The organism is Amycolatopsis sp. FU40 (assembly GCF_021903635.1).
GTDB classification, from domain to species: domain Bacteria; phylum Actinomycetota; class Actinomycetes; order Mycobacteriales; family Pseudonocardiaceae; genus Amycolatopsis; species Amycolatopsis dendrobii.
In genome coordinates, this window is sequence record NZ_CP091381.1 from 1,909,489 (window position 1) to 1,936,477 (window position 26,989).

24 protein-coding genes are annotated in these 26,989 nt (G+C 70.8%); 17 read left to right on the plus strand and 7 right to left on the minus strand.

Going from position 1 to position 26,989, the window contains the following annotated elements; genetic code table 11:
- The first annotated feature begins 144 nt into the window (after positions 1-144).
- Entirely contained in the window at positions 145-3,006 is a 2,862-nt protein-coding gene (locus L3Q65_RS09700; protein WP_237599390.1) for an AAA family ATPase, read from the plus strand.
- A gap of 163 nt (positions 3,007-3,169) precedes the next feature.
- Here L3Q65_RS09700 and L3Q65_RS09705 read toward each other — a convergent pair whose 3' ends face one another.
- Positions 3,170-3,565 carry a peptidase inhibitor family I36 protein gene (locus L3Q65_RS09705; protein WP_182894931.1) on the minus strand — a complete coding sequence of 132 codons (396 nt, stop codon included), beginning with the start codon at positions 3,563-3,565 and terminating at the stop codon, positions 3,170-3,172.
- Between the two features lie 558 nt (positions 3,566-4,123).
- On the opposite strand from L3Q65_RS09705, the gene L3Q65_RS09710 reads away from it, so the two are divergent.
- The gene (locus tag L3Q65_RS09710) at positions 4,124-4,633 is read left to right on the plus strand and encodes a hypothetical protein (RefSeq protein WP_182894930.1); all 510 of its coding nucleotides are present in this window, start codon (positions 4,124-4,126) and stop codon (positions 4,631-4,633) included.
- 18 nt (positions 4,634-4,651) lie between these two features.
- Positions 4,652-5,689 carry a PQQ-binding-like beta-propeller repeat protein gene (locus tag L3Q65_RS09715; protein ID WP_182894929.1) on the plus strand — a complete coding sequence of 346 codons (1,038 nt, stop codon included), beginning with the start codon at positions 4,652-4,654 and terminating at the stop codon, positions 5,687-5,689.
- On the opposite strand, the gene L3Q65_RS09720 is transcribed toward L3Q65_RS09715, so the two are convergent.
- Both L3Q65_RS09720 and L3Q65_RS09725 read right to left on the minus strand, forming a co-directional pair.
- Complete coding sequence (locus tag L3Q65_RS09720; protein ID WP_182894928.1) at positions 5,622-6,812, minus strand: hypothetical protein; 1,191 nt, start codon at positions 6,810-6,812, stop codon at positions 5,622-5,624. The genes L3Q65_RS09715 and L3Q65_RS09720 overlap by 68 nt on opposite strands.
- A 98-nt stretch (positions 6,813-6,910) precedes the next feature.
- Positions 6,911-7,396 (minus strand): GbsR/MarR family transcriptional regulator, encoded by a 486-nt coding sequence (locus L3Q65_RS09725; protein WP_182894927.1) that lies wholly within the window; start codon positions 7,394-7,396, stop codon positions 6,911-6,913.
- A 104-nt stretch (positions 7,397-7,500) separates the two neighbouring features.
- On the opposite strand from L3Q65_RS09725, the gene L3Q65_RS09730 reads away from it, so the two are divergent.
- Positions 7,501-9,054, plus strand: coding sequence for a GMC family oxidoreductase (locus L3Q65_RS09730; protein WP_237599391.1), 1,554 nt, complete (start codon positions 7,501-7,503; stop codon positions 9,052-9,054).
- Between the two features lie 12 nt (positions 9,055-9,066).
- Positions 9,067-10,485: an aldehyde dehydrogenase gene (locus L3Q65_RS09735; protein ID WP_237599392.1), complete on the plus strand. Its 1,419-nt coding sequence runs from the start codon at positions 9,067-9,069 to the stop codon at positions 10,483-10,485.
- A gap of 78 nt (positions 10,486-10,563) precedes the next feature.
- On the opposite strand, the gene L3Q65_RS09740 is transcribed toward L3Q65_RS09735, so the two are convergent.
- A complete protein-coding gene (locus L3Q65_RS09740) occupies positions 10,564-11,277 on the minus strand; it encodes an ankyrin repeat domain-containing protein (RefSeq protein ID WP_237599393.1) in 714 nt (237 codons plus the stop codon).
- A gap of 396 nt (positions 11,278-11,673) precedes the next feature.
- Here L3Q65_RS09740 and L3Q65_RS09745 point away from each other — a divergent pair, with 396 nt between their 5' ends.
- Both L3Q65_RS09745 and L3Q65_RS09750 read left to right on the plus strand, forming a co-directional pair.
- Entirely contained in the window at positions 11,674-12,657 is a 984-nt protein-coding gene (locus tag L3Q65_RS09745) for a S1 family peptidase (RefSeq protein WP_182894924.1), read from the plus strand.
- A 239-nt stretch (positions 12,658-12,896) separates the two neighbouring features.
- Positions 12,897-13,175 (plus strand): hypothetical protein, encoded by a 279-nt coding sequence (locus L3Q65_RS09750; RefSeq protein WP_237599394.1) that lies wholly within the window; start codon positions 12,897-12,899, stop codon positions 13,173-13,175.
- Between the two features lie 114 nt (positions 13,176-13,289).
- On the opposite strand, the gene L3Q65_RS09755 is transcribed toward L3Q65_RS09750, so the two are convergent.
- On the minus strand, positions 13,290-14,309 hold the full coding sequence (locus L3Q65_RS09755; protein ID WP_237599395.1) for a LysR family transcriptional regulator: 1,020 nt from the start codon (positions 14,307-14,309) through the stop codon (positions 13,290-13,292).
- Between L3Q65_RS09755 and L3Q65_RS09760 the strand changes: the two genes are divergently transcribed.
- From L3Q65_RS09760 to L3Q65_RS09780, 5 genes are all read left to right on the plus strand, one after another.
- Positions 14,308-15,075, plus strand: coding sequence for an enoyl-CoA hydratase/isomerase family protein (locus L3Q65_RS09760; protein WP_182894922.1), 768 nt, complete (start codon positions 14,308-14,310; stop codon positions 15,073-15,075). The two genes, L3Q65_RS09755 and L3Q65_RS09760, sit on opposite strands and share 2 nt — an antisense overlap.
- A 10-nt stretch (positions 15,076-15,085) precedes the next feature.
- Entirely contained in the window at positions 15,086-16,639 is a 1,554-nt protein-coding gene (locus L3Q65_RS09765) for an acyl-CoA synthetase (protein WP_182894921.1), read from the plus strand.
- Between the two features lie 13 nt (positions 16,640-16,652).
- The gene (locus tag L3Q65_RS09770) at positions 16,653-17,954 is read left to right on the plus strand and encodes an MFS transporter (protein ID WP_182894920.1); all 1,302 of its coding nucleotides are present in this window, start codon (positions 16,653-16,655) and stop codon (positions 17,952-17,954) included.
- A 96-nt stretch (positions 17,955-18,050) separates the two neighbouring features.
- Complete coding sequence (locus tag L3Q65_RS09775) at positions 18,051-18,743, plus strand: helix-turn-helix transcriptional regulator (protein WP_182894919.1); 693 nt, start codon at positions 18,051-18,053, stop codon at positions 18,741-18,743.
- Between the two features lie 68 nt (positions 18,744-18,811).
- Positions 18,812-20,125, plus strand: a complete 1,314-nt coding sequence (locus L3Q65_RS09780; protein ID WP_182894918.1) for an amidase family protein — start codon at positions 18,812-18,814, stop codon at positions 20,123-20,125.
- Between the two features lie 12 nt (positions 20,126-20,137).
- Here the strand turns inward: L3Q65_RS09780 and L3Q65_RS09785 are convergent, their stop codons facing one another.
- The gene (locus L3Q65_RS09785; protein ID WP_237599396.1) at positions 20,138-21,136 is read right to left on the minus strand and encodes a serine hydrolase; all 999 of its coding nucleotides are present in this window, start codon (positions 21,134-21,136) and stop codon (positions 20,138-20,140) included.
- The gene (locus L3Q65_RS09790; protein WP_182894916.1) at positions 21,126-21,935 is read right to left on the minus strand and encodes an IclR family transcriptional regulator; all 810 of its coding nucleotides are present in this window, start codon (positions 21,933-21,935) and stop codon (positions 21,126-21,128) included. Before L3Q65_RS09790 ends, L3Q65_RS09785 begins: the two co-directional genes overlap by 11 nt.
- A 70-nt stretch (positions 21,936-22,005) precedes the next feature.
- Here L3Q65_RS09790 and L3Q65_RS09795 point away from each other — a divergent pair, with 70 nt between their 5' ends.
- From L3Q65_RS09795 to L3Q65_RS09815, 5 genes are read left to right on the plus strand one after another with little or no spacing between them, the layout of a single operon-like run.
- Complete coding sequence (locus tag L3Q65_RS09795) at positions 22,006-23,550, plus strand: ABC transporter substrate-binding protein (RefSeq protein WP_237599397.1); 1,545 nt, start codon at positions 22,006-22,008, stop codon at positions 23,548-23,550.
- Positions 23,547-24,518: an ABC transporter permease gene (locus L3Q65_RS09800; protein WP_182894914.1), complete on the plus strand. Its 972-nt coding sequence runs from the start codon at positions 23,547-23,549 to the stop codon at positions 24,516-24,518. Before L3Q65_RS09795 ends, L3Q65_RS09800 begins: the two co-directional genes overlap by 4 nt.
- Positions 24,515-25,399, plus strand: a complete 885-nt coding sequence (locus tag L3Q65_RS09805) for an ABC transporter permease (RefSeq protein ID WP_182894913.1) — start codon at positions 24,515-24,517, stop codon at positions 25,397-25,399. The genes L3Q65_RS09800 and L3Q65_RS09805 overlap by 4 nt, the downstream gene beginning before the upstream one ends.
- Positions 25,396-26,193: an ABC transporter ATP-binding protein gene (locus tag L3Q65_RS09810; protein WP_237599398.1), complete on the plus strand. Its 798-nt coding sequence runs from the start codon at positions 25,396-25,398 to the stop codon at positions 26,191-26,193. Before L3Q65_RS09805 ends, L3Q65_RS09810 begins: the two co-directional genes overlap by 4 nt.
- Positions 26,190-26,987 (plus strand): ATP-binding cassette domain-containing protein, encoded by a 798-nt coding sequence (locus L3Q65_RS09815; protein WP_182894911.1) that lies wholly within the window; start codon positions 26,190-26,192, stop codon positions 26,985-26,987. Before L3Q65_RS09810 ends, L3Q65_RS09815 begins: the two co-directional genes overlap by 4 nt.
- Positions 26,988-26,989 lie beyond the last annotated feature (2 nt).

Below are 26,989 nucleotides of genomic sequence, written 5' to 3' on the forward strand. Positions count from 1 at the left end.
ACTATTGGCCTGCCGCCGCCCGTCCTACGAAAGTCCGGTAACCGGCCGTGCGGGTTCCGTGAGCACCCGCCGCGACCTAAACTCCGTTCACACGACAGGACGATTTGGGTGCTGTGCCGCTTTTTCCGGAATCGGGAGGCCATGGTGCGCGACGACGCCGCGGCGGACGCCACCGTGCTCGTCGGCCGGGCCGAGGAACTGCGCTCGCTGGTCGCGGCCGGCCTCCGGCCGCCGTCGATCGTGCTGGTCGAGGGCGAGGCAGGCGTCGGAAAGACCCGGCTGGTCACGGAATTGCTCCGGCACGACGAGCTGACCGGACGCCGGGTCCTCACCGGGTGCGGGCAGGCGATGCGCGAGCCGTTCCCGTACGGCGCGGTGCTCGAAGCCCTGCGCGACGCCGGCCGCTACCTGCCCGACGCGCGCCCGCTCAACGGAGTCACCGGCGCACTCCGCCCGTACCTGCCCGAACTCGGCGCATACCTGCCCGCTGCACCTCCCTCGCTGGGCGACCGCCGAGCCGACCAGCATCGGCTCTTCCGTGCGGTCCGCGAAGTGCTCGACGCCCTCGGACCGGTGCTGCTGGTCGTCGAAGACCTGCACTGGTGTGACGACGGATCGCGCCGGCTGCTGCGGTTTCTCCTGGCCGAGCCGCCTCGGAAGACCAGCCTGCTGCTCACCTGCCGCGGAGCGGAGGCACCGGGCGGCCTCCCGCTCGGCAGCGCCTTCCGTCCCGCGCCCGCCGCGACGAACCTGGTCCTGGAACTGCGACCCCTCGACACCGAACAGACCGGGTTGCTCGCCAGCGACCTGCTCGGCGCCAGTGTGTCCGCCGAGTTCACCGCGGAGCTGCGTGAACGCACCGCCGGCATCCCGTTCGTCATCGAGGAAACCGTGCGCACGCTGGACCCGCAGTCGGCCGCGAACGCCGACCGCATGACCGCGCGCCGCGTCCTCGACAGCGTCGCCGTGCCCGCGCGCCTCCGCGAAGCCGCGCTCGAACAGCTTTCCGCTCTTCCGGTGCCCGCGAGACGGATCACGGAGACCGCCGCAGTGCTCGGCGTGCCCGCGTCCGCGCGCCTCCTCGGCGCGTTGGCCGGGCTGCCGCCACCGCGGGCGAGACAAGCTCTCGTGCTCGCCCTTGAACGCCAGGCACTGGTCGAACTGGCGGACTTCCACTACGGCTTCCGGCACACCCTTGCGCGACAAGCGGTGTACGACGCCATCCCAGGCCCACACAGGCAAGAACTGCACAGACGCGCCCTTTCCCTGCTCCGCGACGAGATCCCGGTGCAGTACGCCCAGCTGGCTCAGCACAGCCGAAAGGCAGGCGCGCCAGCCGACGCGCGACGCTACGGCGAGGCCGCCGCAGCCGCCGCGACCTCGGCCGGCGACCTCTCCACCGCGACAGACCTGCTGTGCACCCTGCTCTCGGAACCGGGCCTCGATTCGTCCGATGTAGACCGAATGGCCGTGAAACTGAGCGAACTGGCCAATTACGGCACCGCCCAACACGAGGTAGCAGGCGCACTGGAACGCCTGCTGTCCGACGACCGGCTGTCCCGCACACACCGCGGCCAGATCCGCCTCAGCCGCGGCCTGCTGCTGATCCGCCAGGCCGGCAGCATCGAAGCGGCGCGCACCCAGATCGAACTCGCCGTGCACGACCTCGGCCACCGCCCCGATCTAGCCGGCCGCGGCGTCGCGGTGCTGGGCCAGCCGTGGTTCGGCGCCACCCCGGTCGCCGAGCACCTGCGCTGGCTGGACCGGGCGGACGAGGTCATCGCGAACACGACCGACCGCACCCTCGTCCTGACCCTCCTGGCAAGCTGCCTCCCGTCCCGGCTCCAGCTCGGCGACCCCGGCGCCTTGGCAGCGATGGATTCCGTCCCGACCGCGGTCTCGTCGCCCGAACAGCAACGCCAACTGGCCCGGCTGCACGCCAACGTCGCCGACGCGTGCGCGTGGATCGGCCACCACCGACGCGCGGGCAGCCTGGTGCGCAGCGCGATCGAACTCGCCTCGAACTGCGCCGCGCCCTACCTGATCGGCATCGCACGCTCCACCGGCGTCCACGCGGACTGGCTCACCGGCAAATGGGCCGGCCTCGACGACAAGGCCCGCTCGCTGCTGGCCGAATACCGGCAACTGCTTCCGATGAGCGGCGAACTCTCCCTGGTGCTGGGCCTGCTGGCGACCGCCAGGGGAGAATGGGACCGAGCCACCGCCCATTTCGCCGCGGTCGGCCCCGACGAACCGGAAAACGCGGTGACCCCGGTAGTGCTCGCCGCACACGCCGGAATCGCGAGCATGCTGCTGTCGCACTCCGACGACGAAGCAGCCGCAGCCCGCGCCGGCCTCGGACTGGACTTGTTGCGCGCCAAGGGAGCCTGGTCCTGGTCCGGCGAACTGCTGCCGGTCGCCGTCGAGTCCTGCTGCCGCATCGGCCGCACCGGAGCCGCCGCCGCACTGATCGGCGAGGCCGCCCAGAAGATCCGCGACCTCGATGCCCCGCTGGCAGCCGTCTCGCTGCTCTTTTGCCAAGGCGTCCTTTCCCTGCACCGCCACGACCACTCTTGCGCAGCGAAATTCTTCCACGAAGCAGCCGACGGCTACGACCGCCTGCCCGCCCCGTATCCCGCTGCTTTGGCCAGAGAACAGCAAGCGCGAAGCAAACTAGCGATGGGCGAACCGGGTGCCGCGGATGCTTTCCCAGCGCTGGCAGAGGAATTCGCGGATCTAGGCGCGACCCGGGCCGCCGCCCGCTGCCGCCACACGCACCGTGCGACCGGCGCAGTAGCCCCGTCCCGGCGCGGCAGACGCGGTTATGGCAACGAGCTGTCCCCTCGAGAGCAGGACGTCGCGCGTTTGCTGGCGGATGGTCATACGAACCGGGAGATCGCCGAGGTGCTGTTCCTTTCGCGCCGCACGGTGGAGCAACACGTTGCCAGCGTGCTGCGGAAGCTGAAGGTCGCTTCGCGGGGTGAGCTGACTACTGCTGCCCGGTGACCCTTCGCCCGGCTCGGGTCCGGCTAGCCGAATGCTGCGCAACCGTAGCCAGGTCCCGGAATTCGCAGCCTTTGCGAAGCGAGAAAATGCATTTTTCACGAATTCCGGAACGGGCCGGTCGGCCGGAGTCCGACTCGCAACCAACCGGCTCGTTCGGGTGATCTCAGAACTTTATCGAACGTATTTGATAGGAACCCTGAAGATTGCCGCCGTGCCCGGGTTTGGTGCTGCCGACCCGATGGTGGTAGTTGGTTCCGGTGTAGTAGGTCGCCTTCTTGCCGTTGCCGTTCCAGACCGAGAGCACGTTCTTGCCCTGCCGGATGAACGAGCAGCGGTCGGCTGTGTTCGGCGTGTTGTCCCGGTACTGGCAGCGTGCTCCGCCGCCGTTCCAGCCGCTGTACATGCAGAAATACCCGGCGGAGCAGTTGTAGGCGGCGATTTCCGCGCCCGGGGCGGAGCTTTCCTGTGCGGCGGACGCGGGAATCGCGGCGCCGAGCGCCGCGACGAGTCCCATGGCTCCGAGCATGGCCGGTGCTGCGACCCGGAAAATGTTGCGCATCGCTTTAGCTTCCTTTCTTGGAGCTATCACGGATTAGGGATGGCGTTGTGAAGTGAACTGTCGAACGAGAACGCTGTCTCGATTATGGTCGGTTTTCGCTTCGCGGCAAAGCGGCATTCCAGTACGTCGTGCCTTGGCGGCGAGGGGTGCAGTTCCGGAAACAATCGACGACCATGCGCGGAGTGCGTCTGCGCACTCCGCCGGAATACTCCGGTCGAGCGCGTCAAGCGTCGAGACGGGGGTTCTGGTCGTGAGTGGTCGCCTCGCAGGAGATGAGAACGGCAGAATGGCGCGGCTCGCGGTGTCAGCGGCGGCTGCCCGGCCGGAATCGATCCGCCGTCATGGCGTTCAGGTGCGCTGAGATTGGAGCGAAGGCGATCACGGACGCGGAGATCTGAGGGATTCCGCGTCCGCGCTGCCCTGGAGCGGGGCAGGGGAGGCGCCGATGACGATTCCGTGCACCGCGGCGCTGGGCGGCGGGCATCTCTTGTCGCTGTGGCGAAGCGTCCTGCGAACCCGGTCCCAGGGCGTCTTCGTCTGCGGCCGACACCGTGGAGGGTGGCCTGGCTCGCGGTGGGGGCATTCGCCGGGCCGTTGAACGCTCTGGGAGGCGGTCCCGGGGAAACACCACCACTGGAGCCGGAGCATGAGCGAGCAAGCTGTCGGAGGCAGATCGAGGCATTCCGCCAGTCGGACGAACTCTTGGCCTGGTCCGTGGACCTTCCCTCCGGGGCCAGCCATCACACCCTGGAGACCGTGCTCGGCATGGACGATTTGTCCATGCCGGAGGGCTATCCGATCTCGGTGAGACAGGTTCGCGCGGTTTTGGACTACTTCGACGCACTGGCAGACACCGCTGGTCCGCTGGACGACGGCAACTTCGGTTACTTCATCAGCGCTTTCGCCGACCAGGGTTCGACGAAGCCGGATTCAAGCCCGTCGGCGCAGCGCAACGCGACCGACGGGTGCAACCACTCTCCAGAAGGGTTCATGCTCCACCCGAGACGGCTGGCTGCCACGGAAACCTGGTCCGCGGCGCGACGAATGCGGTTGCCGGCCGCCACGTGATCGTGATGGTCTGACGCTGTGATCGAAATCGGATGGGAACGACCGCTGCACCAACGCGGCGTTGCCTCGGGCCTCGCGGTGACAAGCGGCGAGGTCATCGTCCACGAGCGCAGCACCAGGCTCGTGAGCCTCGACCCAGCAGCCGGCTCGGTACGGTGGGATGTCCCCGTCGGCACGCGGCCGCGTGCGGTCGTCATCGCCGGTGATCGTTGCCTGGCGATCCCGCAGGACCACCCTCGACTGTCCTGTTTGGACCTCGCGACCGGCAGGCGGATCTGGTCCGCGGACATCCCCGCTTTCTCCGGACATCTGGTCGTTTCGGCGAACGTCGTGCTCGTCGGCGGCTGGCGCGGCTACACGCCGCTCCGTGCGTTCGATCTCGCGACGGGGCAGCTCCGCTGGGGGACCGAGCGGCGAATCCGCACCGTGCTGCCCGTGCCCGCTGGCAACGGGTTCCTGATCGGCCAGCCACAAGACACCCGGGTCCGCTTGATCGATCGGCACGACGGCCGGGAACTGTCCGCGTGGCGGCTGCCGGAGCCGCTCGCGGACAACGACGCCGGATCCGTTGTCGCAGAGGCCGGGCCCGGCCGTTTCCTGCTTCGCTGCGGCCGACGCGCACTGGCTGAGATCGTCCTGTCGGCCGATCAAGTCCGGGAGTTCGCACGGGCCGAGACCGACCTCGCGGCTGCGGCACCGGAACAAGCAGCAGGGTTGCTGTGGCTGCCCGAGCTCCGCGGCGGCTACACCGTGGTGGACTCCGCCGTGGGACGTCCGCAGTGGCGGGTCGATGTCGGGGAGAGGCTCGTCGGCCGGGTCGTCCCGACAGCCGACGGCTGCCTGGCGGCCAGCAATTCCGGGATGCTGTTCCACCTGGCTTCCGACGGACGGCTCACCGAGCGCACCAGCGTGGCACGACGAATCTGGGCGCTGCGCAACGCCGCGGCTGATCAGCTGTTCGCGGTGGCCAAGGGCAGCCTGCTCGCCATCAGCGCCCGCCGCTGTCCAGCTCGTGCAGCTGGCGATCGGACGACTGGAAGATCAGCACGTTGTTGATGTTCACCGTCCACTCGTTGACGAACCTGTCCGGACGGAAGAAGGGCAGCCGGATCTCCTGCATCCTCGCGGCGAGCATGCCGCTGGCGACGCCGGTGAACGCGGGCTGTCCGGGCATCACCTCCGCCATCGCCTCGTCCGCAAGGACCAGCCCGGGCCGCAACGACACGATCAGGGCCGGGGACACGGGAAAGTCCGACCGGACAAGCACTTCCACTTCGAACCCGGGCGGCCGCTCCGGCGGCCCGGTCCGCGCGAGCTTGGCGGCGACCAAGGCGGACGCGGCATCGGGCGGGGCCGGCGACCGCACGCCGGGAACCGGGGTGGGCTCGCCGAAGGCGACCGTCAGCGGGCCGAACCGCAGCGGTCCGGGTCCGGTCGGCCGGACGACCACCTGCGCGGTGCTCGCCAGCCGGTCGTCGTCTTCGTACCCCGCGGGCAGGAGCAGGTCCACGTCGATTTCCGGCCCGAGGTCCTGGCCGAGCCCGCGCGCCAGGGCCTCGGATTCGGCGAGGAGGTTGAGGGCGAGGTCCACCACGCCGTCGACCGCGTCGACGATATCGCTGCCCAGCGTGTCGATCCGTTCCTCGCGCCTGCCCCGCAGGCCCAGCCGCGGGACCTGTTCCCGGGCCTTCTCATAGGCTCGGGGTCCGAAGAGCGGAAGAGCCTCGGTCAGCGCCCGGAACGCCGCCTCGTTCACCGTGTCCAGCGCCGCGGGCACGGTGTCGGGTCGGCCCGCGGAGAGGGAGCACAGCGCCACATACCGCTCGGCCACCGCGATCTGCAGCGGGGACTTGGCGGAAGCGGCAGCGGCGGCCTCGCGGAACAAGTCACGGGCACGGGCCAGTTCGGCGGCCCGGGACGTCGGCTCGGGTGCGGTGCTCGCGTCGCGCAATGCCCGCTGACCGGCGCCCAACGCGATCGTGTACCGCTGGTCCAGCAACTCTTCCAGCTGGCGGTCGATCCCGGCCAGCTGCTCGCTGAGGCGGTCTTCGCTGGCCACCAGTTCGCCCAGCAGCTCCGAGGCCAGGCCGCTGAGCTCGTCGTTCCCGGTGAGCGCCCGGATCAGCTGGGAAGCGCCGTACTTCGCGGCGATCGTGGCGATCGCGGTCAATGGCTCCACCCGTCACACCTTAAGCCCAGGACGGTGCGAGCCGCCCCGGAACGGGACATCCGGCCGCAGGGCTTCGACGCGGTGCGGCAGGAGGGGCGCTGACCAGGTCAGGCGCCGGTCTCGGTTCGACGGGCGTACTCGGCCAGGAGCGCTTCGAGCTGTTCGGTCATGAAGACGTAGTAGTCGCGCATCTGCCGCAGCCGGCCGCGTTGCCCGGCTGCCAGGTGCTTCCCGCGTTCCTGCGCGTTCTCGGCCAGTTCGAGCAGTTCGCGGGTCGCGGTCACCTGGTGCTGCAGGCAGCCGAGCCAGGCGTCGTCGCGCCAGCGGTAGACGAACTGGCGGCTCCCGGGGTTCTTGGCCCGCTCGACGACGCCGTTGACCATGAGCAGCCGCGTCATCTCGGACACCGACCCCTTGCTCGCGTCGAGCGCGTCCTGGAGTTCGCCGAGGGTCAGGGGTTTCTCGCTGAGCATCAGCACGCCGCTCGTGCGGCCTGCCATCGGCGGCCAGCCCATCGCCCGGCCGATGCGCAGGCCGAAGTCCTCGACGAGCGCGTTCTCGACGGGCCGGTCGTCGCCTGCGGGCACGGTCATCGGCACCTCACTGTAGCTCAGGAAAAACTGAACGTTCACTCTTGACTGAACGTAGCACCGGGCAGCATCCTAGCCGCCACGAAGACCGGCGAAGGAGCAGGCACATGGCGGACAGCGGCTGGGACCTCATCGTGGTCGGCGCCGGATCCTCGGGAGCGGCACTGGCGGTGCGCTCGGCGGAGCGCGGCAAGCGGGTCCTGCTGCTGGAGGCCGGCCCGGACTACCGCTCCGCGGAGATGCCCGAGGCGTGGCGCTCGCCCAACCCGATCGTCGCGCTGCTGCACCCGACGGCGGCCGAACGCATGGTGTGGCAGGGCCTGGACTCTACTCGGACGGACAAGCAGCCGCCGGCGCTGTACTGGCGCGGCCGGGGCGTGGGCGGCAGCTCGTCGATCAACGGCCAGATCGCGATCCGCCCGCCGATGGCGGACTTCGCCGACTGGGCGCTGCCCGGCTGGGGGCCGAGCGAGGTGTTGCCGTACTTCGCGAAGCTGGAGGACGACGAGCTCTTCGGCGACGAGCCCTACCACGGCCGCGGCGGCCCGACTCCGATTTATCGCACACCACAAGAGAATTGGGGTGCGGTCGACGCCGCGCTGCACCGCTCGGCGACCGCGGCGGGATACGGCTGGGCGCCTGACGTGAACGCCCCGGAGGCCACCGGCGTCTCGCCGTATCCGATCAATTCCCGTGCCGGGCGGCGCGTTTCGGTCAACGACGCCTACCTCGAACCTGCCCGGGCGCTGCCGGACCTGACCATCCGCGGGGACGCGCTCGTCGACCGGGTGCTCTTCGACGGCAGCCGCGCGATCGGCGTCCGCGCAGTCCTCGGCGGGACAGCCACGACGGAACTCGCCGACACGGTCGTGCTGAGCGCGGGCGCCATCCACACGCCGGCGATCCTCCAGCGCTCCGGCGTGGGACCCGCGGGCCTGCTGCGGTCGCTCGGCATCGACGTCCGCGCGGACCTGCCGGCCGGCCGCGGTCTGCAGGACCATCCGATCGCGATGCTCCAGCTCCCGCTGACCGAGGCGGCGGCGATCAAGACGCCGGACGACCGGCACACCAACGTCTGCGTCCGCTTCACCAGCGCTGCCGGCTCGCCCGAGGGCGACCTGATGTTCGTCTCGATGAACCAGAGCGTGCTCGCCATGGCGTTCGCGGACACCGGGGCCGGTGCGGGCGCGTACGGGGTCTGGCTCAACCAGAACTTTTCGCGCGGCGAGGTCAGCCTCGTCTCCGCCGACCCGGACGCGCAACCGTTGGTGCGCCAGCGAATGCTCTCCGACGAGCGTGACCTGCCGCGGCTGCGCGCCGGCGTGCGGGCGCTGGTCGAACTGGCCCGCGCCGACGAAACCGCGCCGATCCTCAGCGGTTCGCTGGAGAGCGCGAACAAGGAGCTGTTCGCCGCGCTGGACAACGACAGCGAGCTCGACGACCACCTGCTCGCCACCGCGGGCGACTCGCAGCACGCCACCAGCACGTGCCGGATGGGCGACCCCGGGCACCGCGACACCGTGGTCGATCCCGACTGCCGGGTGCTCGGCTTCGACCGCCTGCGCGTGGTCGACGCGTCGATCTTCCCCTCCGTTCCCCGGGCCAACACCAACCTCGCCGCGATCATGGCCGGCGAGCTGATGGCCGACCGGCTCGACTGACCGAGGAATCCCATGCGGACACTGCGGAACTTCATCGACGGCACCTGGGCGGACTCGCGTGGCGACGTCCTCCTCGACCTGGTCAATCCGGCGACCGAGGAAGTCATCGCCCGTCATCCGGCCGGGTCTGCCGAGGACGTCGGCGCCGCCGTCGCCGCGGCGGTCGCGGCGCACCCCGCCTGGGCGGCGATGCCGGTCGGCGAACGGGTCGCGCGGATCACCGCCTGGGCCGACGCCATCGCCGCGCACGCCGACGAACTGGCCGAACTCGAATGCCGGGAGATGGGCAAACCCTTGGGCATCGGGCGGACCTTCCTCGACGGCGCGGCAGCGGGCTTGCGCGCCGCCGCCGAAGAAGCGCTTTCCTACGACTTCGAGGTACTCGTCGAGCACCCGGACGGCGGCCGCACGCGGATCCTGCGCCATCCGCTCGGCGCGACCGCGGTCATCACGCCGTGGAACTTCCCCGTCACGGCCGTGCTCACCGCTATCGGCCCGCTGCTGGCCGCGGGGAACACCGTCGTGCTCAAACCGTCCGAACGCGGGCCGCTTTCGGTGGTGCGCCTGCTCGAACTGGCCGAACTGCCGCCGGGCGTGGTGAACCTGGTGCTCGGCGACGCTCGCGCCGGGATCCCGCTCGCCGGGCACGAGCAGATCCAGCTGGTGCACTTCACCGGTTCGGTCGCCACCGGCAAACGCGTCGGCGCGGCGGCGGGGGAGCGGCTGCACCGCGCGGTCCTGGAACTGGGCGGCAAGGACCCGGTCGTGGTCGACGCCGGTGTCGATCCGGTCGCCACCGCCCAAGCCGTCGCGTTCGGCGCGTTCATCAACACCGGCCAGATTTGCACGTCCATGGAACGGATCTACGTGCATCGTGACGTCGCCGAACCGTTCGTCGAGGCGCTCGTCGCCGCGGCCGAAAGCTTCCCCGTCGGCAACGGTCTCGACGAGGGCGTCGTGCTCGGCCCGCTGGTCGACCAGCGGCAGCGGGACATCGTCGTCCGGCACGTCGAGGACGCGGTGCGGAAGGGCGCGAAGGTCCGCACCGGCGGGATTGTCCCCGCTGGCAAGGGTTTCTGCTACCCGCCGACCGTGCTCACCGAGGTCGACGACTCGATGCTGGTCCTGACCGAGGAAACCTTCGGCCCGGTCGCCCCGGTCGTCGTCGTGGACTCGTTCGAGGAAGGACTCGAACGCGCTTCCCAGTCGGAATACGGCCTCGCGGCGACGGTCTACACCGACGACCCGGACCACATCGCCGCCGCCGCGCGCATCCCGGCCGGTGTCACCTGGGTCAACCAATGGCAGGGCGGCGGCCCCGAGCGGCTTTACGAGCCCGCGCGCGACAGCGGCATGGGCGCGACCGGCGCGCGCGCCGCATACGACGCCGCGACGCGACCGTCCTCAGTGCACATCGCGGCGGCTTCGTGAAGAGGCGACTGAAGAACGGCGAGTCGCGCGTTTAACGTTCTTTCGGTCAAGTGCCAGGCGGTCCGGCTAGCCCGGGAGTCAGTCCACGGTGTCGGCGGAGGCGCGCAAACCCAGTCCGGTCAGCCACTCGATCAGGTTCGCGCGTTGAGTGCCGTCGCTTGCAGCCGCGTCGATCAGGGTGCCGCGGCCGTATTCGGGCGTGCACGTCACGTCGGCGCCGAGTCCGATCAGGCGTTCGGCTGCTCGTCGCTGTCCGCCCGCGCAGGCGTGCCACAACGCCTGATCGAGCGCCTCCTGCGCCGGTGCGCTGTCGGCAACCAGCTCTTCCATCCGGTCGAGCAAGCCGAGCGCGGCCGCGTGCCAGAGCTTCTCGACCCGCGCGCCCCGTTCCACGAGCAGGCGTGCGACATTCCAGCAGGCGTAGCCGATCGCGTTGTCGAGCGGCGTGCCGATCGATCCGCCGGGCGCCTCGATGTCCGCGCCCGCGTCGATCAGCACCCGGGCGACGGCGGCGTCGTCGCTGCTGGCCGTCCAGTGCAGCGGAGACTCCCCGCCGTCCGGACGCGCGTCGACGTCGGCTCCCGAGGCGATCAACAGTTCGGCGACGAGCGGCCCGTTGGGGAAGTAGCCCGGCCAGTCGCTGACGACGTGCAGCGGCGTGCGCCCGCGGGCCGGGCCGCCCAGCCGGCAGGTGGCCAGTTCGGGATCCGCCCGCAGCAACTCTGACAGCCGGTCTGCGGCACCTTCCCGGATGGCGACGTAGGTGCTGAGCTGGTCCTCGTCTGTCGGCATCGCGATTCCTCTCGACGGCCGTGCGCCGGCGCAGCCTACCCGAGTGTCCCAAGTGGACACTCGGGTAGGCTGCCGGCCGAGCACGGCGGCAGCTGCCGGGCTGCGCTCGTCACCGTCGCTCCGCCGTTCGGGTGCGGGATTGCGGCAAACGTGAACCTACCTTCGTCGGTGTCGCGCCGCCCTGAAGCTGTTCGAGAATCACAAACCTGAGGTTGATCACGTTCCGTTTCAACGAAGAGACGGTCCGGACCGCCCGAACTGGAGGCTCATGGTCCCGATCCGGTCACCCGACGCGCCAGGGAGGAGATGCCTCCGCAGTCAGCCGAGCACAGCACCGAATCCGGGCTTCCCGTTCGGTGCACGTCCTTTCTCCCCCTTCCGCGCAGGAGGAAACACATGCGATCGACACGTTTCAGGCTGAGCGCTCTCGCCATCGGTTCGTTCGGCGCGCTGGCCCTTTCCGTGACCACCGTGCCCGCAGCGTCCGCGGCGGCGACACCGGCCGCGGTCATGAACAGCCTGGGCTCCGCCACCGGCGGGCACTACCTCGACGACAGCGGCGCTTCGGTCGTCACTGTGCTGAACAACGCCGACGCGGCCAAGGTGCGCGCGTCCGGCCTGAACGCGAAGGTGGTGAAGTACAGCCTGGGCCAGCTCGGCTCAGTCAAACAGCACCTGGACGCCACCGGCGGCGTGCCCAGCGCCGGCTGGGGCCTCGACCTCGCCCGGAACCAGGTCATCGTCGACGTTTACGACGCCACCCCGAAGGCGCAGAAGGACGCGCTGGTCGAGACCGCCCGCCAGTACGGCGACATGGTCCGCGTCGAACACCATCCCGGTGCGATGTCGTTGTTCATCAAGGGCGGCGACAAGATCAGCAACGGCCAAGCGTCCTGCTCCAACGGGTTCAACGTGGAGAAGGACGGCAAGAAGCTGCTCCTGTCCGCAGGCCACTGCGAGAAACTCGGCGGCGGCGGTCCGTGGAACGACGGCAAGACCGTCGACGCGGTGTTCCCCGACGAAGACAACATGCTCGTGGAGAACGCTTCGGGCGAGGGTCCGAGCGAGATCAACGACGGCACCAAGATCACCGAGTTCGCCGACGCGACGGTGGGCGAGCAGATGAAGCGCGCCGGGATCACCTCCGGCGTGACGGAAGGCAAGGTCACCAAGGTCGACTACACCTTCGAAGCCGAGGGTTACACGGTCTACCACGAGTTCTGCACGACCGCCCACTCCGACCACGGCGACTCCGGCGGCCCGGCCTACGACGGAGGCAAGGGCCTCGGCACCCTCTCCGGCGGAGACACCCAGACGTCGTGCTTCTTCCCGGCGACGCTGTCGGCCAAGAGGTATGGCGTGACGCTGCCCAAGTCCTGACCTGAGGCTGCCGTCGGGAGGTGCTGGAGACAGTCCTCCCGACGGCATTCCCGCGCGCTCCGCGTGCGGGGCGCTGATTCAGGTCCGGCTGGAAAACCGGTATTGCTGCGTATGCAGAGCGGTTTCCGTTGCTGGTCGCGGTTTGTCAAGCGTTAGCGCCGGTCAGGGTGCTCAGCCGAGGCAGGTGAATTTCTCCTGGTGCCGGTGGTCCGTCAGGGACTGCTGAGAGGAGATGCCTGATGTCGGTCCGCGATGCGGCGCTTCGGGAGCTGAACCGCCGAATCGCTGAAGCAGCGAACGTGCCCGCACGAATCCTCGACCCGGATGCGCTACTCGCGGCCAGCGCGCTGCTCGGCGCGACCGCTCCCTACCCCGACGCGAACGCGGCTATCGCCCTGGCCCGCCACCGGTGGGCATGCGCCACCGCGCTCACCGCCACGGCCACGCGGGACGGCCGCACGTTCGCAAGCCCTGCTCTGTCTCGCTGTGCACCCCGGCCGCTGAAGGATCGCCCATGATCGAAAGCTGCGGCATGCTGTGCGGTCAGTGCGCGCCGCGGAACCGCGTGACACCGATCGGGAATCACCGGCAGTTTTCCGCTGCCCCGCCCCTGAGCGGCACGCGCCCCCCCATCAGTCCACAATAGACAGAGTGTGCCCGGCAGTGCGAAGAGCTTCCTCCGCCGCCGCGGCGAATCCGGCGATGACGTCGTTCGCGCGCGTCGGCACCCACACGACCGAACTGGACCAGCGCAGCCGGTCCTCGTCGAGGGGGCGCCAGGTCAGCCCGGCGGGCAGCGGGTGCTCTTCGTTGAAGTGGACGCCCATTCCGGCGAGGACCAGCCCGTGGGTGAAGTTCGGGTTGCGCGCGTGCCGGATCGCGCCGGGGAGGAAGCCGTTGTCGCGGCAGATCGCGAGGATGTGATCGTAGAGCCGCGGCGCCATTTCGCGCCGGAAGACGACGAGCGGGACGCCGTGGAGATCGCGCAGCCGGACCAGTTCCGATCCGGCGAGCCGGTGTTCGGCCGGCAGCACCACTCCGAGCCGCCGCGACAGCACCGGCCCTGATTCCAGTCCGACCGTGTCGGACGGGTGCCGCACGATCCCGACGTCGAGCGTGCCCTCCCGCAGTTGCGCGATCTGTTCGTCGGTGCTGACTTCGTGCAGCTCCAGCAGCACGTCCGGGGCCTGTGCGGCGAAGCGGGCGGCGATCGTGCGCAGGACCTCCGGCGCGGTGTCCGGCGGGATTCCCGCGCGCAGCGTGCCCGCCGTGCCCGGGAGGATCCGGCGCATCGCCTCGCGCGCCCGGTCGACGCCGTCGAGCACCGGCCGCGTGTGTTCCAGCAGCAGAGCGCCCGCTTCGGTGAGCCGCACTCCGCCGCGCCCGCGGTGGAACAGTTCGACGCCCAGTTCCCGCTCGAGATCGCGGATGCGTTGGGACAGCGGCGGTTGCGCCATGTGCAGCCTGGCCGCGGCCCGGCCGAAGTGGAGTTCCTCGCTCAGGACGACGAAGTACCGCAGATGCCGCAGCTCCATCCGCGGCACCATATCAACCCGATATCGCGGGAGGTCGTACTTGGTGTTGGCCACCGCGGTCCGCCGCCTGTTCTTCTTGTCCGCGACGGGGACGACGAACGGAGGCACGCCGGACATGACCGAAACCGTATTGCTCGAGCGCAGGGACGAGATCGCCGTCCTGACGCTGAACCGGCCGGAGAAGCTCAACGCGTGGACCCACGCGATGCGGGAGCGGCTGATCGGGCTCTTGCGCGAGGCGGACCGGGACCCGGGCTGCCGCGGGGTGGTGCTCACCGGGGCCGGGCGGGCGTTCTGCGCGGGCCAGGACCTGGAGGAGACCGCCGCGATCGACCCCGGCGACCACGCCGCCGCGGAGGCCTGGATCGACGACTTCGACCGGTTGTTCCGCACGGTGCGGGAACTGCGCAAGCCGACCGTCGCCGCGGTCAACGGGGTCGTCGCCGGCTCCGGGTTCCAGTACGCGCTGCTCGCCGACCTGCGCATCGGGCACGCCGGGGTCACGATGGGGCAGCCCGAGGTCGCCTCCGGGATCCCCAGCATCACCGGGATCTGGGCGATGTGGGAGATCCTCGGCCGCGCGAAGACGACTGAACTCGTCCTGACCGCGCGGCTCGTCGACGCGGAAGAAGCGCAGCGCCTCGGCCTGCTCACCCGGCTGGTCCCCGAGGACGAGGTCCTGGACGCGGCCGTCGCCCAGGCGCGCGCGATCGCCGAGCTGCCGCCCGGCGCGGTCGCTCTGACGAAGGCCCGGCTTCGCGAGCTGGACGACGACGCGCTGGCCGAGGCGGTGATCGCGGCGAAGAAGATCCACGCGGACGCCTACGCGACGGGGGAGCCGCAGCGCGAAATGGCGCGTTTCCTGTCCGGCAAGCGGCGCTGAAGGCGGCGGGATGAGCTACGAGGAACTGTTCGAGGGGCAACGCTGGGACGTCCCGGACCGCTACAACATGGCCGCCGACGTGGCCGACCGGCACGACCGGGCCGCCGTGGCGCTGATCTTCGAGGACCACGCCGGCACGCACCGCGAGGTGGCGTGGGGCGAGGTGCAGGACCGCTCGCGCCGGATCGCCGCGCACCTGGGGAATCTCGGGGTGCGGCCAGGGGACCGGGTCGCGGTCCTGCTCCCGCAGCGGCCGGACACCCCGGCGGCTTACCTGGGCGTGCTGCGCACCGGCGCGATCCTGGTGACCATGTCCCTGCTGTGGGCGGACGACCCGATCCGCTACCGGCTGGCCGACTCGGGCGCGACCGTGCTGGTCACCGAGCGCGCCGAGCTGGGCCGGGCGGGCGAGTTCGCCGGGCACGTCGTGGACGTGGACGATCCGGCGATCGACGAGCTGCCGCCGGTCTTCGCCACGGCGGACACCGCGGCCGACGATCCGGCGCTGATCTTCTACACCTCGGGCACCACCGGCCAGGCCAAGGGGATCGTGCACGCCCACCGGACCTTGCTGGGGCACAACGAGTTCCGGTACTGCCACGACCTCCGTCCCGGCGATGTCTTCTACGGGGCGGGCGATTGGGCGTGGTCGATGGCGAAGCTGCTCGGCCCGCTGCGGGCGGGCGCGACGCATCTGGTCTACCGTCCGGCGAGCGGGTTCGACGCGGCCGGCCTGCTGGACGCCATGTCCCGCAACGCGGTCACGACCGCGCTGGTGAATCCGACGCTGCTGCGCAAGATGGCCGCCGACGTGCCGGACGCGGGCCTGCGCTACCCGCAGAAGCTGCGGGTGGCGTGCTCGTCGAACGAACCGCTGACCGCGGATCTCCTCGCGTGGTTCACCGAGCAGTTCGGCGTTCCGCTGCTGGACTACTACGGCTCGACCGAGTCGTATCCGCTGGTCGGCAATTTTCCCGGCGTGGCGGTGAAACCGGGTTCGATGGGCAGGCCGCTGCCGGGCTGGGACGTCGCCTTGCTCGACGCGGACGAACAGCCGGTGCCCGTCGGCGAGGCCGGCGAGATCTGCCTGCGCGCGCGGTCGAACCCGCAGTACCCGCTGGGGTACTGGAACCGGCCGGAGGACTCGGCGGCGGTGTTCGGCGGCCGCTGGTACCACACCAGCGACCAGGCGTTCGCCGACGAGGACGGCTACTTCTGGTTCCTCGGCCGCATCGACGACGTGATCAAGACGTCCGGCTACCGGGTCAGCCCGTTCGAGGTGGAGCACGCGTTGCGCGCGCATCCGGCGGTGGCCGACGCCGGAGTGGTCGGCGTGCCGGACCCGGTGCGCGGCCAGGCGGTCAAGGCGTGGGTGCAGACCGCGCCGGGGCACGAACCCGGCGACGCGCTCGCCGACGAACTCCGCGCCTTCGCCAAGGAACGCTATTCGCGGTTCGCCTACCCTCGCCACATCGAGTTCGTGGACGTGCTGCCCCGCTCCGCCACCGGCAAGATCCGCCGGGCCGATCTCCGGGGGCGCGACCGCGCTCCCGGCGCGCAGTGAGGAGGAGACGGCCATGACCGTCCGGACGGAACAGCCCGCGGCCGCTCGCGCCGGCAGGCGGAAAATCGTGCTCGCGTCGGCCATCGGCAATTTCACCGAATGGTTCGACTCCGCGGCCTACGCGACCATGTCCTCGACCATCGCCGCGGAGTTCTTCCCCCGGCACGACCAGACCGCGGCGCTGCTGGCGACGTGGGCGATCTTCGCGGGCGGATTCGTGGCGCGGCCGCTCGGCGCGGCGTTCTTCGGGCACTACGGCGACCGGATCGGCCGCAACCGGATGCTCGCGCTGAGCGTGCTGGTGATGAGCGGCGCGACGTTCCTGATGGGTGTCCTGCCGACGTACTCCGCGATCGGGGTGGCCGCGCCGATTCTGCTGTTCGCGTTGCGGACGGCGCAGGGATTTTCCACCGGCGGCGAGTACACCGGCGCGTCGGCGTTCATCATGGAGCACGCTCCCGACGGCCGGCGCGCCCGGTTCGCCAGCGCGGTGCCCGCGACCGTCGGCCTGGCCAGCGTCGCCGGCTCGGCCGTCGGCGTGCTGCTGACCTCGACGCTTTCGGCGGACGCGCTGCACACGTGGGGCTGGCGGGTGCCGTTCCTGCTGGCCGGCCCGCTCGGCTTGATCGGGCTGTACCTGCGGCGGAGGGTCGAGGACAGCCCGGTGTTCCGGGCACTGGCACGGGAGGAGTCCGTGCAGCGCAAGCCATTGCGCGACGCGGTCCGCTCGCACAAGCGCCAGATCTGCACGCTCTTCGGCTACAGCATCACCAACGCGATCGCGTACTACTTGATGAGCAGCTACCTGATCAGCTACATGGCCGACGAACTGCGTTACTCGCGCACGCAGGCGCTGACCGCCAGCGTGGTATCGATGGTCTGCTACAGCCTTGCCTGCCCTCTCATGGCTTCGGCGAGCGACCGGTTCGGACGCAAACGGATGCTGCTGGCGGCGTGCCTCGGATTCGTGGTCTGCACCCTTCCCGCGTTCGTGCTGATGCGTACCGGATTCGCCGGGGCGCTCGCGGGAACCACGGTGCTGGCGGTGCTGGTCGCGGTGATCGGGACGTCGAACGTGCCGGCGATGGTGGAGATGTTCCCGGGCCCGGTTCGCGCCAGCGGCTCGGCGATCGGCTACACCGCGGCGTACGTGCTCTTCGGCGGGACAGCCCCGTTCGCGGCCACCTGGCTGGTGTCTCTCACCGGCAGTTCGCTGGCTCCGGGCTGCTATCTGATGGCGATCGCGGTGGTTTCCGCGCTGGTGGTCAGGTTCGCGTTCCGGGAGACGAAGAACCTGGATCTGGCGAGGAGGTAGGGCGGCATCGGCGGCCCCGTACACTCTCGGGCGAGCAAGGAGCCGACGGAGCGGTGCCGGCGTCGCGCTCGCTACCCCGCACCGGAGCGAGGCAGTATGGGCCAGGAGTACGCACTGACGTGCGAAGCGATCGATGTCGTCCTCTCGGACTCGCCACAGAAGACGAAGCGCCTCCAGTTGGGCGAGGTCCTGCGCCGCATGCTGAGGGCGGACGTCTTCGCCTCCTTCGTCTGCGATGCGTCCGGGCCGTACGCCGACCCGGTTCAGCTTGACCTCGGCGACGACGCGCTTCGCGCCTACCACCGGCATTTCCGGCACGTTGACGACCTGACCCCGGGGCTTTTCGCGCGGGGGAGCGCTTCGCGAGTCAGTCCGGGCACCGGGGTCTGCGCGGAGTTCGTCCAGGACTTCCTGCATCGCGGCGGCATGTACCACGGCATGAACTACTTCCCGGCCGGCGCCGGTCCCGGTTCGGTGGATCTGCGGGTGTGGCGGGGACGTGACGGCCGCGCGTTCACCGAGGCGGACGCGCGGGTGTTCCGGTCTTTCGGGGACCTGGTCGCCCGGGTCTGGCCCCGGGAGGCTCCGTCCGGGCAGAAGCCGCTGTCCCGGCGCGAAGCCCAGGTGGCTGCGCTGGTCGCGGACGGGTACAGCGACAAGCAGATCGCCGCGGCTCTCGGCATCGCGCCGCCGACCTTGCGGACGCACCTGAGCAACGCGTTCGCCAAGACCGGCGCGCCCAACCGCGCTGCGCTGGCGGCGTATCACCTCCGCCATCATCAGAATTGACGATGGCGGCGAACACCCGGCGGGCCGAGACTTCCGGACAAGCCTCATTCGCCGCAAAGGAGCCCCGGATGCCGCTTTCCGCCGCCCTCGCCCGCGCTTCCGTCCTGGACCCGGTCGAACGACCGGAACCAGGGGAGTGGACGCAAACCTGCACTGCCGAGGAAATCGCCGCCCAGTCGCCGTTGGCGGGCGGGAAGCCGTATCCGCTCGCGGTGAAAGCGAATATCGCGGTGCGCGGACTGCGCCGGTCTGCGGGGTGCGAGCTGCTGGACCTCGGGCCGGAGGAGGCGGACGCCCCAGTTGTCGCGCTGCTGCGCCGCTCCGGCGCGGTGGTCGTAGGCATGGCGAACATGCACGAACTCGCCTTCGGGATCACTTCCCGGAACGCGTCTTATGGCGCGGTGCGCTTGCCCGGCCGTCCGGATCGTCTGGCAGGGGGTTCCTCGGGCGGCAGCGCCGCGGTCGTCGCGCGCGGCCATGCCGAGGTCGCGCTGGGCACGGACACCGGGGGCTCGATCTCGATCCCGGCCAGTCTGTGCGGGGTCGCCGGGTTCCGTCCCAGCACCGGACGCTGGCCGACCGCGGGCATCGTCGGCCTGTCGTGGACGCGGGACGCCCCCGGGGTCTTCGCGCGGTCGGTGCGGCGCCTCGCCGAGCTCGACCTGGCGATGCTCGGCGGAGCGACGGCCGAGGACGCTTCGCGGCCGCGGATCGGAGTGCCCGCGGAACTGGTCCGCGAGCTGCACCCCAGTACGCAAGCGGCGGTCGATTCGGCCTTGGACGCGCTCGCGGACACTGTCGAGCTGGTGCCGGTGACGCTTTCGGAGGTGTGGGAGCTGACCCGTGCGGCGGCTATGCCGATCGTCTGCTGGGAAGCCCGCCGGCTGCTCGGCGACGTCGCCGCCCGGGCCCTGGGCCTGAACGCGGAGCAGGCGTTCGCCCGGCTGGCCGCGGAGGTGCGCAGTCCTGATGTCCGGCAGATCCTGGAAGCGGAGCTGGAGTCCCCGGTGCCGCCCGACGCGTACGCGATAGCCCAGCAGCAAACCGAGCAAGCGCGAGCGTGCTACGCGGAACTGCTGCGCAAGCACGCACTCGACGCGCTCGCATTTCCCGCCACGCCCGCGCCAGCACCGCCCGCCGACAGCGACGGGCCGGTGGAGCATCTGGGCAGCCGCATCGACGCTTTCGAGCTGTACACCCGGAACACAACGCCGGGCGCGATGCTCGGGGCGCCCATGGTCACCTTCCCGCTGGCCATCCCCGCGGAAGGTCTTCCGGTCGGGCTGACCGTCCAAGGAGCACGGTTCGACGACCGCCGGGCACTGCGCCTCGCCGAACGCATGGCGGAAACGCTGGCGAACACCGACGACCCGGCCGGTTGACTGGGTTCCGCTCTACAGCCGCACAGCCGCGGAGTGGAATTCTCGGCGCACGATTTCGATTCCGGGCGTCGTGCGGGTGGGGTGGACCCGGTTGGTGAGGAGCACGTAGTACCGGCCCCGGCCGGGTTCGAACCACACACTGGTTCCGGTGAATCCCGTGTGCCCGTACGAATCCCGTGCCAGCTCGGTGCCCACCGGGGAGCCGGGCACGTCCAGGCACTGCCAGGCGAGACCGCGGCGCGGGTTCAGCCCGGGGGTCTGGCAGGCGATCATTTCCGCGTGCGTCCCGGGTTTGAGCAGGGGAGCGGCGCCCGCGGCGAGAAGCTGTGCCCAGCGCTCCATATCGGACAGGGTGGAGAACAGCCCGGCGTGGCCGCAGATTCCGCCCAGCACCACGGCGTTCTCGTCGTGCACCTCGCCGCGGACGACGTGGCCGCGCCACGGGCAGTCCTCCGTAGCGACAGCGTCCGGCACCGGCCCGAAGCCGGTCGCCGCGAGGCCGGCCGGCTTGCTGACCAGGTCGGCGACGAGCTGGTCCAGCGGTGCGCGTCCGGCGGCTTCGGCGACCAGGCCGAGCAGGATGAAGCCCTGCGACGAGTATTCGACCTGGCCGTCCGTGCGGCGCGGTCCGACGCGGATGGCTTCGAGCAGGTCCGAACGGGTGGAATGGGTGCGCCACAACGGAGTTCCGCCCGGAAGCCCGGACGTGTGCGTCAGCAGCTGCCGGACCGTGATCTCGGCGGGGTACGACGGCAGGTGCCGGGAAACGGGATCGTCGAAGGACAACGAGCCGCGGTCGGCGAGCGCGCCGACGACCATCCCGATGACCGGTTTGGTCACCGAAGCCAGATCCCATCGGCTGTTCTCGGCGACCGCGGGGCCGTCCCGCCAGAGCGTGCCGAGCAGACCCCGGTCGAGCACGCCGTCCGCGGTGCCGACCGACCACGCGGCGGCGGAATAGACGCGATTCTCCCGGCCGCGCGCCAAGATCTCCGCCAGCTCAGTCCTCATCGGGCGCCAGCCGGACCGGCGCACTGCTCAGCGCCGCCGAAACCCGGTTCGCCGCCTCGGCGACGAGCGGACCGAGCGTCGGGAAACTGTCGGGCGGCAAGGTGAACGTCAACCCGGCCACGCTGACCGCACCCGCCACCTGTCCGTCCGCGGCCAGCACGGGAGCGGCGACACAACGGACGTGCTGTTCGTGCTGCTCGTCGTCGACGACGTAGCCAAGAGTGTCCACAGTGGTCAGAGACGCCCGGATTTCCGCCGGGTCCGTGATTGTCTTAGGCGTGCGGGCGCGCAGCGGCGCGGCGTCGAGCACGGCCGCGACTTCCGGCGGCGACAGCCGGGAAAGGATCGCGCGGCCGACACCGGTGCAGTAGAGGGGAACCTCGCCGCCAGGACGGGTGTTGAGCCGGTACGCCTGGTCCGGTTCGAGCTTGTCCACGTACACCGCGCGGTCCGCGTGCCGTACCGCGTAGTGGACGGTGTGCCCGGTCCGCCGCCGCAGGTCGGCGAGGATCGGCCGGATCGCCGGACGCGCCGCGAGCACCGCCGCCGACATCCCCAGCAGCCGCGGTCCGACGGTGTACCGGCCGCCGCCGAGCCCGGCCGCGAAGCCGGCTTCGGCGAACGTCTGCAGCATCCGGTGCGTGGTCGGTTTCGGCAGGTCGCAGGCCTCGGCGAGGTCGGCGAGCCGGTGCGGCCCGCCCGGTCGCGACAGCGCGGCGAGGACCTCCAGGGCCTTGTCGACGGCACCGCGGGGCTCGGCCCGTCCGGTGCCGGACGAACCGTTGACAGCGTTCTTCACGCCGCCTACCTTAGCGCAATCCCGTTCCATCTGACGGAATGAGATGTCACCCCACGGAAAGGAAGATCCCGTGGCCCCACCTCCCCGCCTGTCCCGCCGCACGGCGCTCCGGCTGGCCGGGCTGACGCTGCCCGCAGTCGCCCTGCCCGCCGCGCTCACCGCGTGCGGCACCGCGACGGGCAGTCCCGGCCGCGTGCTGCGCGTCGCCCAGACCGCCGACCCGAAGACGCTGGACCCGCAGAAACAGGGCGATCTGACCTCGATGAACGTGCTGGTCAACCTGTTCGACACGCTCACCACGCGCGGGCCGGGCAACCAGCTCGCCCCCGGCCTCGCGCTGTCCTGGTCCCCGCTCGACCGGCTGACCTGGCGGTTCCGGCTGCGGCCCGGCGTGCGCTTCCACAACGGCGAGCCCTGCGACGCGCACGCGGTCGCGTTCAGCGTGCAGCGGCTGCTGGACCCGGCGACGAAATCGCCGATCGTCGAGCTGCGCTACGTCAAGAAAGCGACAGTCGCCGACGACCTGACCGTCGACCTGCACCTCAGCGAACCGGACCCGATCCTGCCGGCGAAGGTCTCGCTGTTCGGCGGGGTCGTGGTGCCCCCGGGCTACCTCCGGCAGGTCGGCAACGCCGGCTTCGCGAAGCATCCGGTCGGCACCGGGCCGTTCACGTTCGTCGAGTTCCAGCGCGACCACCAGACGCGGATGCGCGCGAATCCCGCGTACTGGGACGGGAAACCGGCGTTCGACGAGCTGGTCTTCCTGCCGATGCCGGATCCGTCGTCGGCGCTGGCGTCGCTGCAGAGCGACCAGGTCGACATCGTCGCGAACCTGACCCCGGATGCCGCCTTGCAGATCCAGGGATACCGCGGCGTCGAGATCCGGCACTGCCCGGGCATCCGCACGTCGTACCTGTCGCTCGACACCACCGCCGGCCCGCTGCGCGACGTGCGCGTGCGCCGGGCGCTCAACCACGCCGTCGACGTGCCGCTGCTGATCAAAGCGGTGCTCGACGGCAAGGCCCGCGAGGTGCCGACGATGTTCCCGCGCGAAGCGTTCGGCTTCGACCCGTCGATCCGGCCGTACTCCCGCGACGTCGGCCTCGCGAAACGGCTCCTCGCCGAGGCCGGTTTCCCGAACGGCTTCGACACCACGCTCACCGCGCAGACCGCCGACGCCAACACCGCCGAGGCGATCTCCGGCCTGCTCGCCCGCGCCGGGGTGCGCGCCCGGGTGGAACTGGTCGACCCCGGCACCTACAGCAGCCGGCTGACCTCGAACAACCGCGGCGCGCTCGGCCCGATCTACCTCGCCGCCAGCACCGGCTGGACGCTCGACGCGGAAAGCCTCGTGCAGTCCAACGTCCGCCACGACCGCAGGCAGAGCCGGTGGCGCAACGCCGAAGCCGACCGGCTCGTGGACGTCGAGGAGCAGTCGCTCGTGCCCGCCGACCGGCAGCGCGCGTTCACCGGCCTCCAGCATCTGCTGAACCAGGAGGCTCCGTTCGTGTTCCTCTACCAGATCGACACGATCTACGCGGTCAACACGCGACCGCGGTGGCAGCCGGGCGTCGTCGGCCTGCTCGCCATGGCCCGGGCGCAGGTGGCCTCGTGACCGCCCCGGCCGTCCCCGTCTCCCGTCCGGCCGCGGCCGGGACCGGCGTGCTGCGCGCGGTCGCGACCAAGGTGGCGACCGCCGTCGTCGTGCTGTTTTTCGTGGCCACCGCGGCGTTTTTCCTCGTCCGGCTCTCCGGCGACCCGGTGAAGCTGATCCTGCCGCCGGACGCGACCGCGCACCAGGAAGCGACCCTGCGGGCGAGCCTCGGCCTGGACCGGCCGCTGCTCGCGCAATACCTCGACTACCTCGGCGGGCTGCCGCGCCTGCGGCTGGGCACGTCGCTGGTGTACGACCAGCCGGTCTCGGAGGTCCTGTTCTCCCGCGTGCCGGCGACGCTCGAACTCGCCGGGGCCGCGCTGCTGGTCGCGCTGGCGATCGCTGTTCCGGCGGGCACCTACGCGGCGACGAGGCGGGGCCGCGCGGGCGATTCCGGCGTGATGACGGGCGTCCTCATCGGACAGTCGACGCCCGCGTTCTGGGTCGGCATCCTGCTGATCCTGGTGTTCGCCGTGCAGTGGCAGGTGCTGCCCGCGTCCGGGTACGGCGGGCTGGAGCACCTGATCCTGCCCGCGGTCACGCTCGCGGTGTACTCGGTCGCGGTGATCGCCCGGCTGCTGCGGTCGTCGCTGATCGACGTGCTCGGTTCGGATTTCATCCGCACCGCCCGGGCCAAAGGCCTCGGCACCGCGGGAGTCGTCCTCTCGCACGGCCTGCGCAACGCCGCGCTGCCGGTGGTCACCGTGGTCGGGCTCGAGGTCGGCACCCTGCTCGGCGGCGCGATCCTCACCGAGCAGGTGTTCTCCTGGCCGGGGCTGGGCCGGTTGACCGTCGAGGCCATCCAGAACCGCGATTTCCCGCTCGTGCAAGCGGCCGTGCTGTTCTTCGCGGCCACGTTCGTCGTCGTGAACCTGCTTGTCGACCTGTCCTACACGCTGCTCGATCCGAGGGTGCGGGTGACCGCATGACCGCCGTGACCGCAGCCGTCCCGACCGCCCGGCCCAGCGTGGTGCGTGCGGTACTGCGCAACAAACTGGGCGTCGTCGCGATCACCGTCCTCGCGCTGATGGTGCTGGTCGCGGTCTTCGCGCCGCTGATCGCCCCGTACGATCCGGGCGCGCAAGATCTTTTGGTGCGGCTCCATCCGCCGGCCTGGGCGCACGGCGGCTCGTCCGCGCATCTGCTCGGCACCGACCAGCTCGGCCGCGACATCCTGTCCCGGCTCTTTTACGGCGCCCGCGTTTCGCTGCTCGTGGGCGCGTGCGCGGCGCTGCTGGCCGGGCTGGTCGGCGCGGCGATCGGGCTGGTCGCCGGCTACCTCGGCGGCTGGTTCGACCGGATCCTCATGCGGATCGCCGACATCCAGCTCGCGTTCCCGTCGATCCTGCTCGCGCTCGCCGTCGTCGGCTTCCTCGGCTCCGGGCTGTGGTACGTCGTGCTGGTGCTCGGCTTCACCGGCTGGGTGTCCTACGCCCGGGTCATCCGGTCCGAGGTGCTTTCCTTGCGCACCAGGGAGTTCGTCACCGAGGCGCGGGCGATCGGCGTGCGCGGCGGGACGATCATGCGCCGGCACCTGCTGCCGAACGTGCTGGCCCCGCTGGCCACGATCGGCACGCTGCACGTCGCCGCGGCGATCGTGGCCGAGGCCTCGCTGAGCTACCTCGGCCTCGGCGTGCCGAAACAGACCGTGACCTGGGGCGGGATGCTCAGCGACGGCCAGCTGTACCTCGGCACGTCGTGGTGGGTCGCGGTGTTCCCCGGACTGGCGCTGATGCTCACCGCGCTGTCTGTCAACCTGACCGGCGACGTCCTGCGCGACGTCGCGGACCCGAAGGCGTACCGCTCATGAGCGCTCTGCTGGAGATCGACGACCTGCGGATCGAATTCTGCCTCGCGACCGGGACCGTGGTGGCCGCCGACGGCGTGAGTTTCGCCGTGGAAGCCGGGGAAACCCTTGCGGTGGTGGGGGAATCGGGCAGCGGCAAGACCGCGACGGCGCTGTCGGTGCTGCGGCTCAACCCGGAACCGCCGTGCGTGTACGCCGGGGGAGAGGTGCGTCTCGACGGACGCGACGTGCTTCGCTTGCCGGAGAAGGAACTCCGGCGGATCCGCGGCAACGACGTCGCTATGGTGTTCCAGGACCCGATGACCAGCCTGAACCCGGTCAAGCGCGTCGGCGCGCAGGTGGCCGAGGTGCTGCGCCGGCACCAGGGCGCGACGCGGGCGCGGGCGCGCGCGGCGGCGGTGGAAGCGTTGCGGGAGGCCGGGATTCCCGATCCCGAGCGACGCGCCGGCCAGTACCCGCACCAGCTCTCCGGCGGGCTCCGGCAGCGCGTGATGATCGCGATGGCGCTCGTCGGACGGCCGCGGGTGCTGATCGCGGACGAACCGACGACGGCGCTGGACGTGACCGTGCAGGCGCGGATCCTCGACCTGCTGGTCGGCCTGCAGCGCAAGCACGGCATGGCGATCGTGCTCATCACGCACGATCTGGGCGTCGTCGCCGAGGTCGCCGACCGGGTCGTGGTGCTGCGGTCGGGACAGGTGGTGGAGACCGGCGACGTGGTCCCGGTTTTCGAGCAGCCGCAGGAGGACTACACGCGCGAGCTGCTGCGTGCGACGCCGAAACTGGAGCGGGTATGACGAACCTCGTGGAGATGCGCGGGCTGCGGAAACAGTACGGCGCGCTGGCCGCGGTGGACGGCGTCGATCTCGACGTGCGCACCGGGGAAACCCTTGCCGTGGTAGGGGAATCGGGCTCCGGGAAGACCACGCTGACCCGGCTGCTGCTGCGGCTGGAGGAACCGAGCGCCGGTTCGGTGCGCTTCGCCGGCGCGGACCTGTTCGCGATGCCCGCCGCGCAGCTGCGGAAAGCGCGGCGGGAGATGCAGGTGGTGCTGCAGGATCCCTACTCCAGCATGAATCCGCGGTGGCGGATCACCGACGTGGTGGCCGAACCGCTGGTGACGCACGAACGCGGGATGCGCGGCCGGCGCGGCCGGGCGAAGCTGCGGGAACGCGTCGGCGAGCTGCTCGCCGCCGTCGGGCTTTCGCCGCGGATGCAGGACCGCTACCCGCACGAGTTCTCCGGCGGGCAGCGCCAGCGGATCTCGGTCGCACGGGCGCTGGCGGTGCGGCCGCGGCTGGTGGTGCTGGACGAGCCGACGAGCGCGCTGGACGTCTCGGTGCAGGCGCAGGTTCTCGAACTGCTCGCGGACCTGCAGCGCCGGTTCGGGCTGACGTACCTGTTCGTGTCGCACAACCTGGCCGTGGTGCAGCAGATCGCGGACCGGGTGGCGGTGATGCGCGCCGGGCAGGTGGTGGAGCTCGCCCCGGCGGACCGGCTGTTCCGCGCGCCGGAGCACGAGTACACGCGGACCCTGCTGGACGCGGTGCCGAACCCGGACCCGCGAGCCCGCCGGCGGGTGGCTTCGTGAGT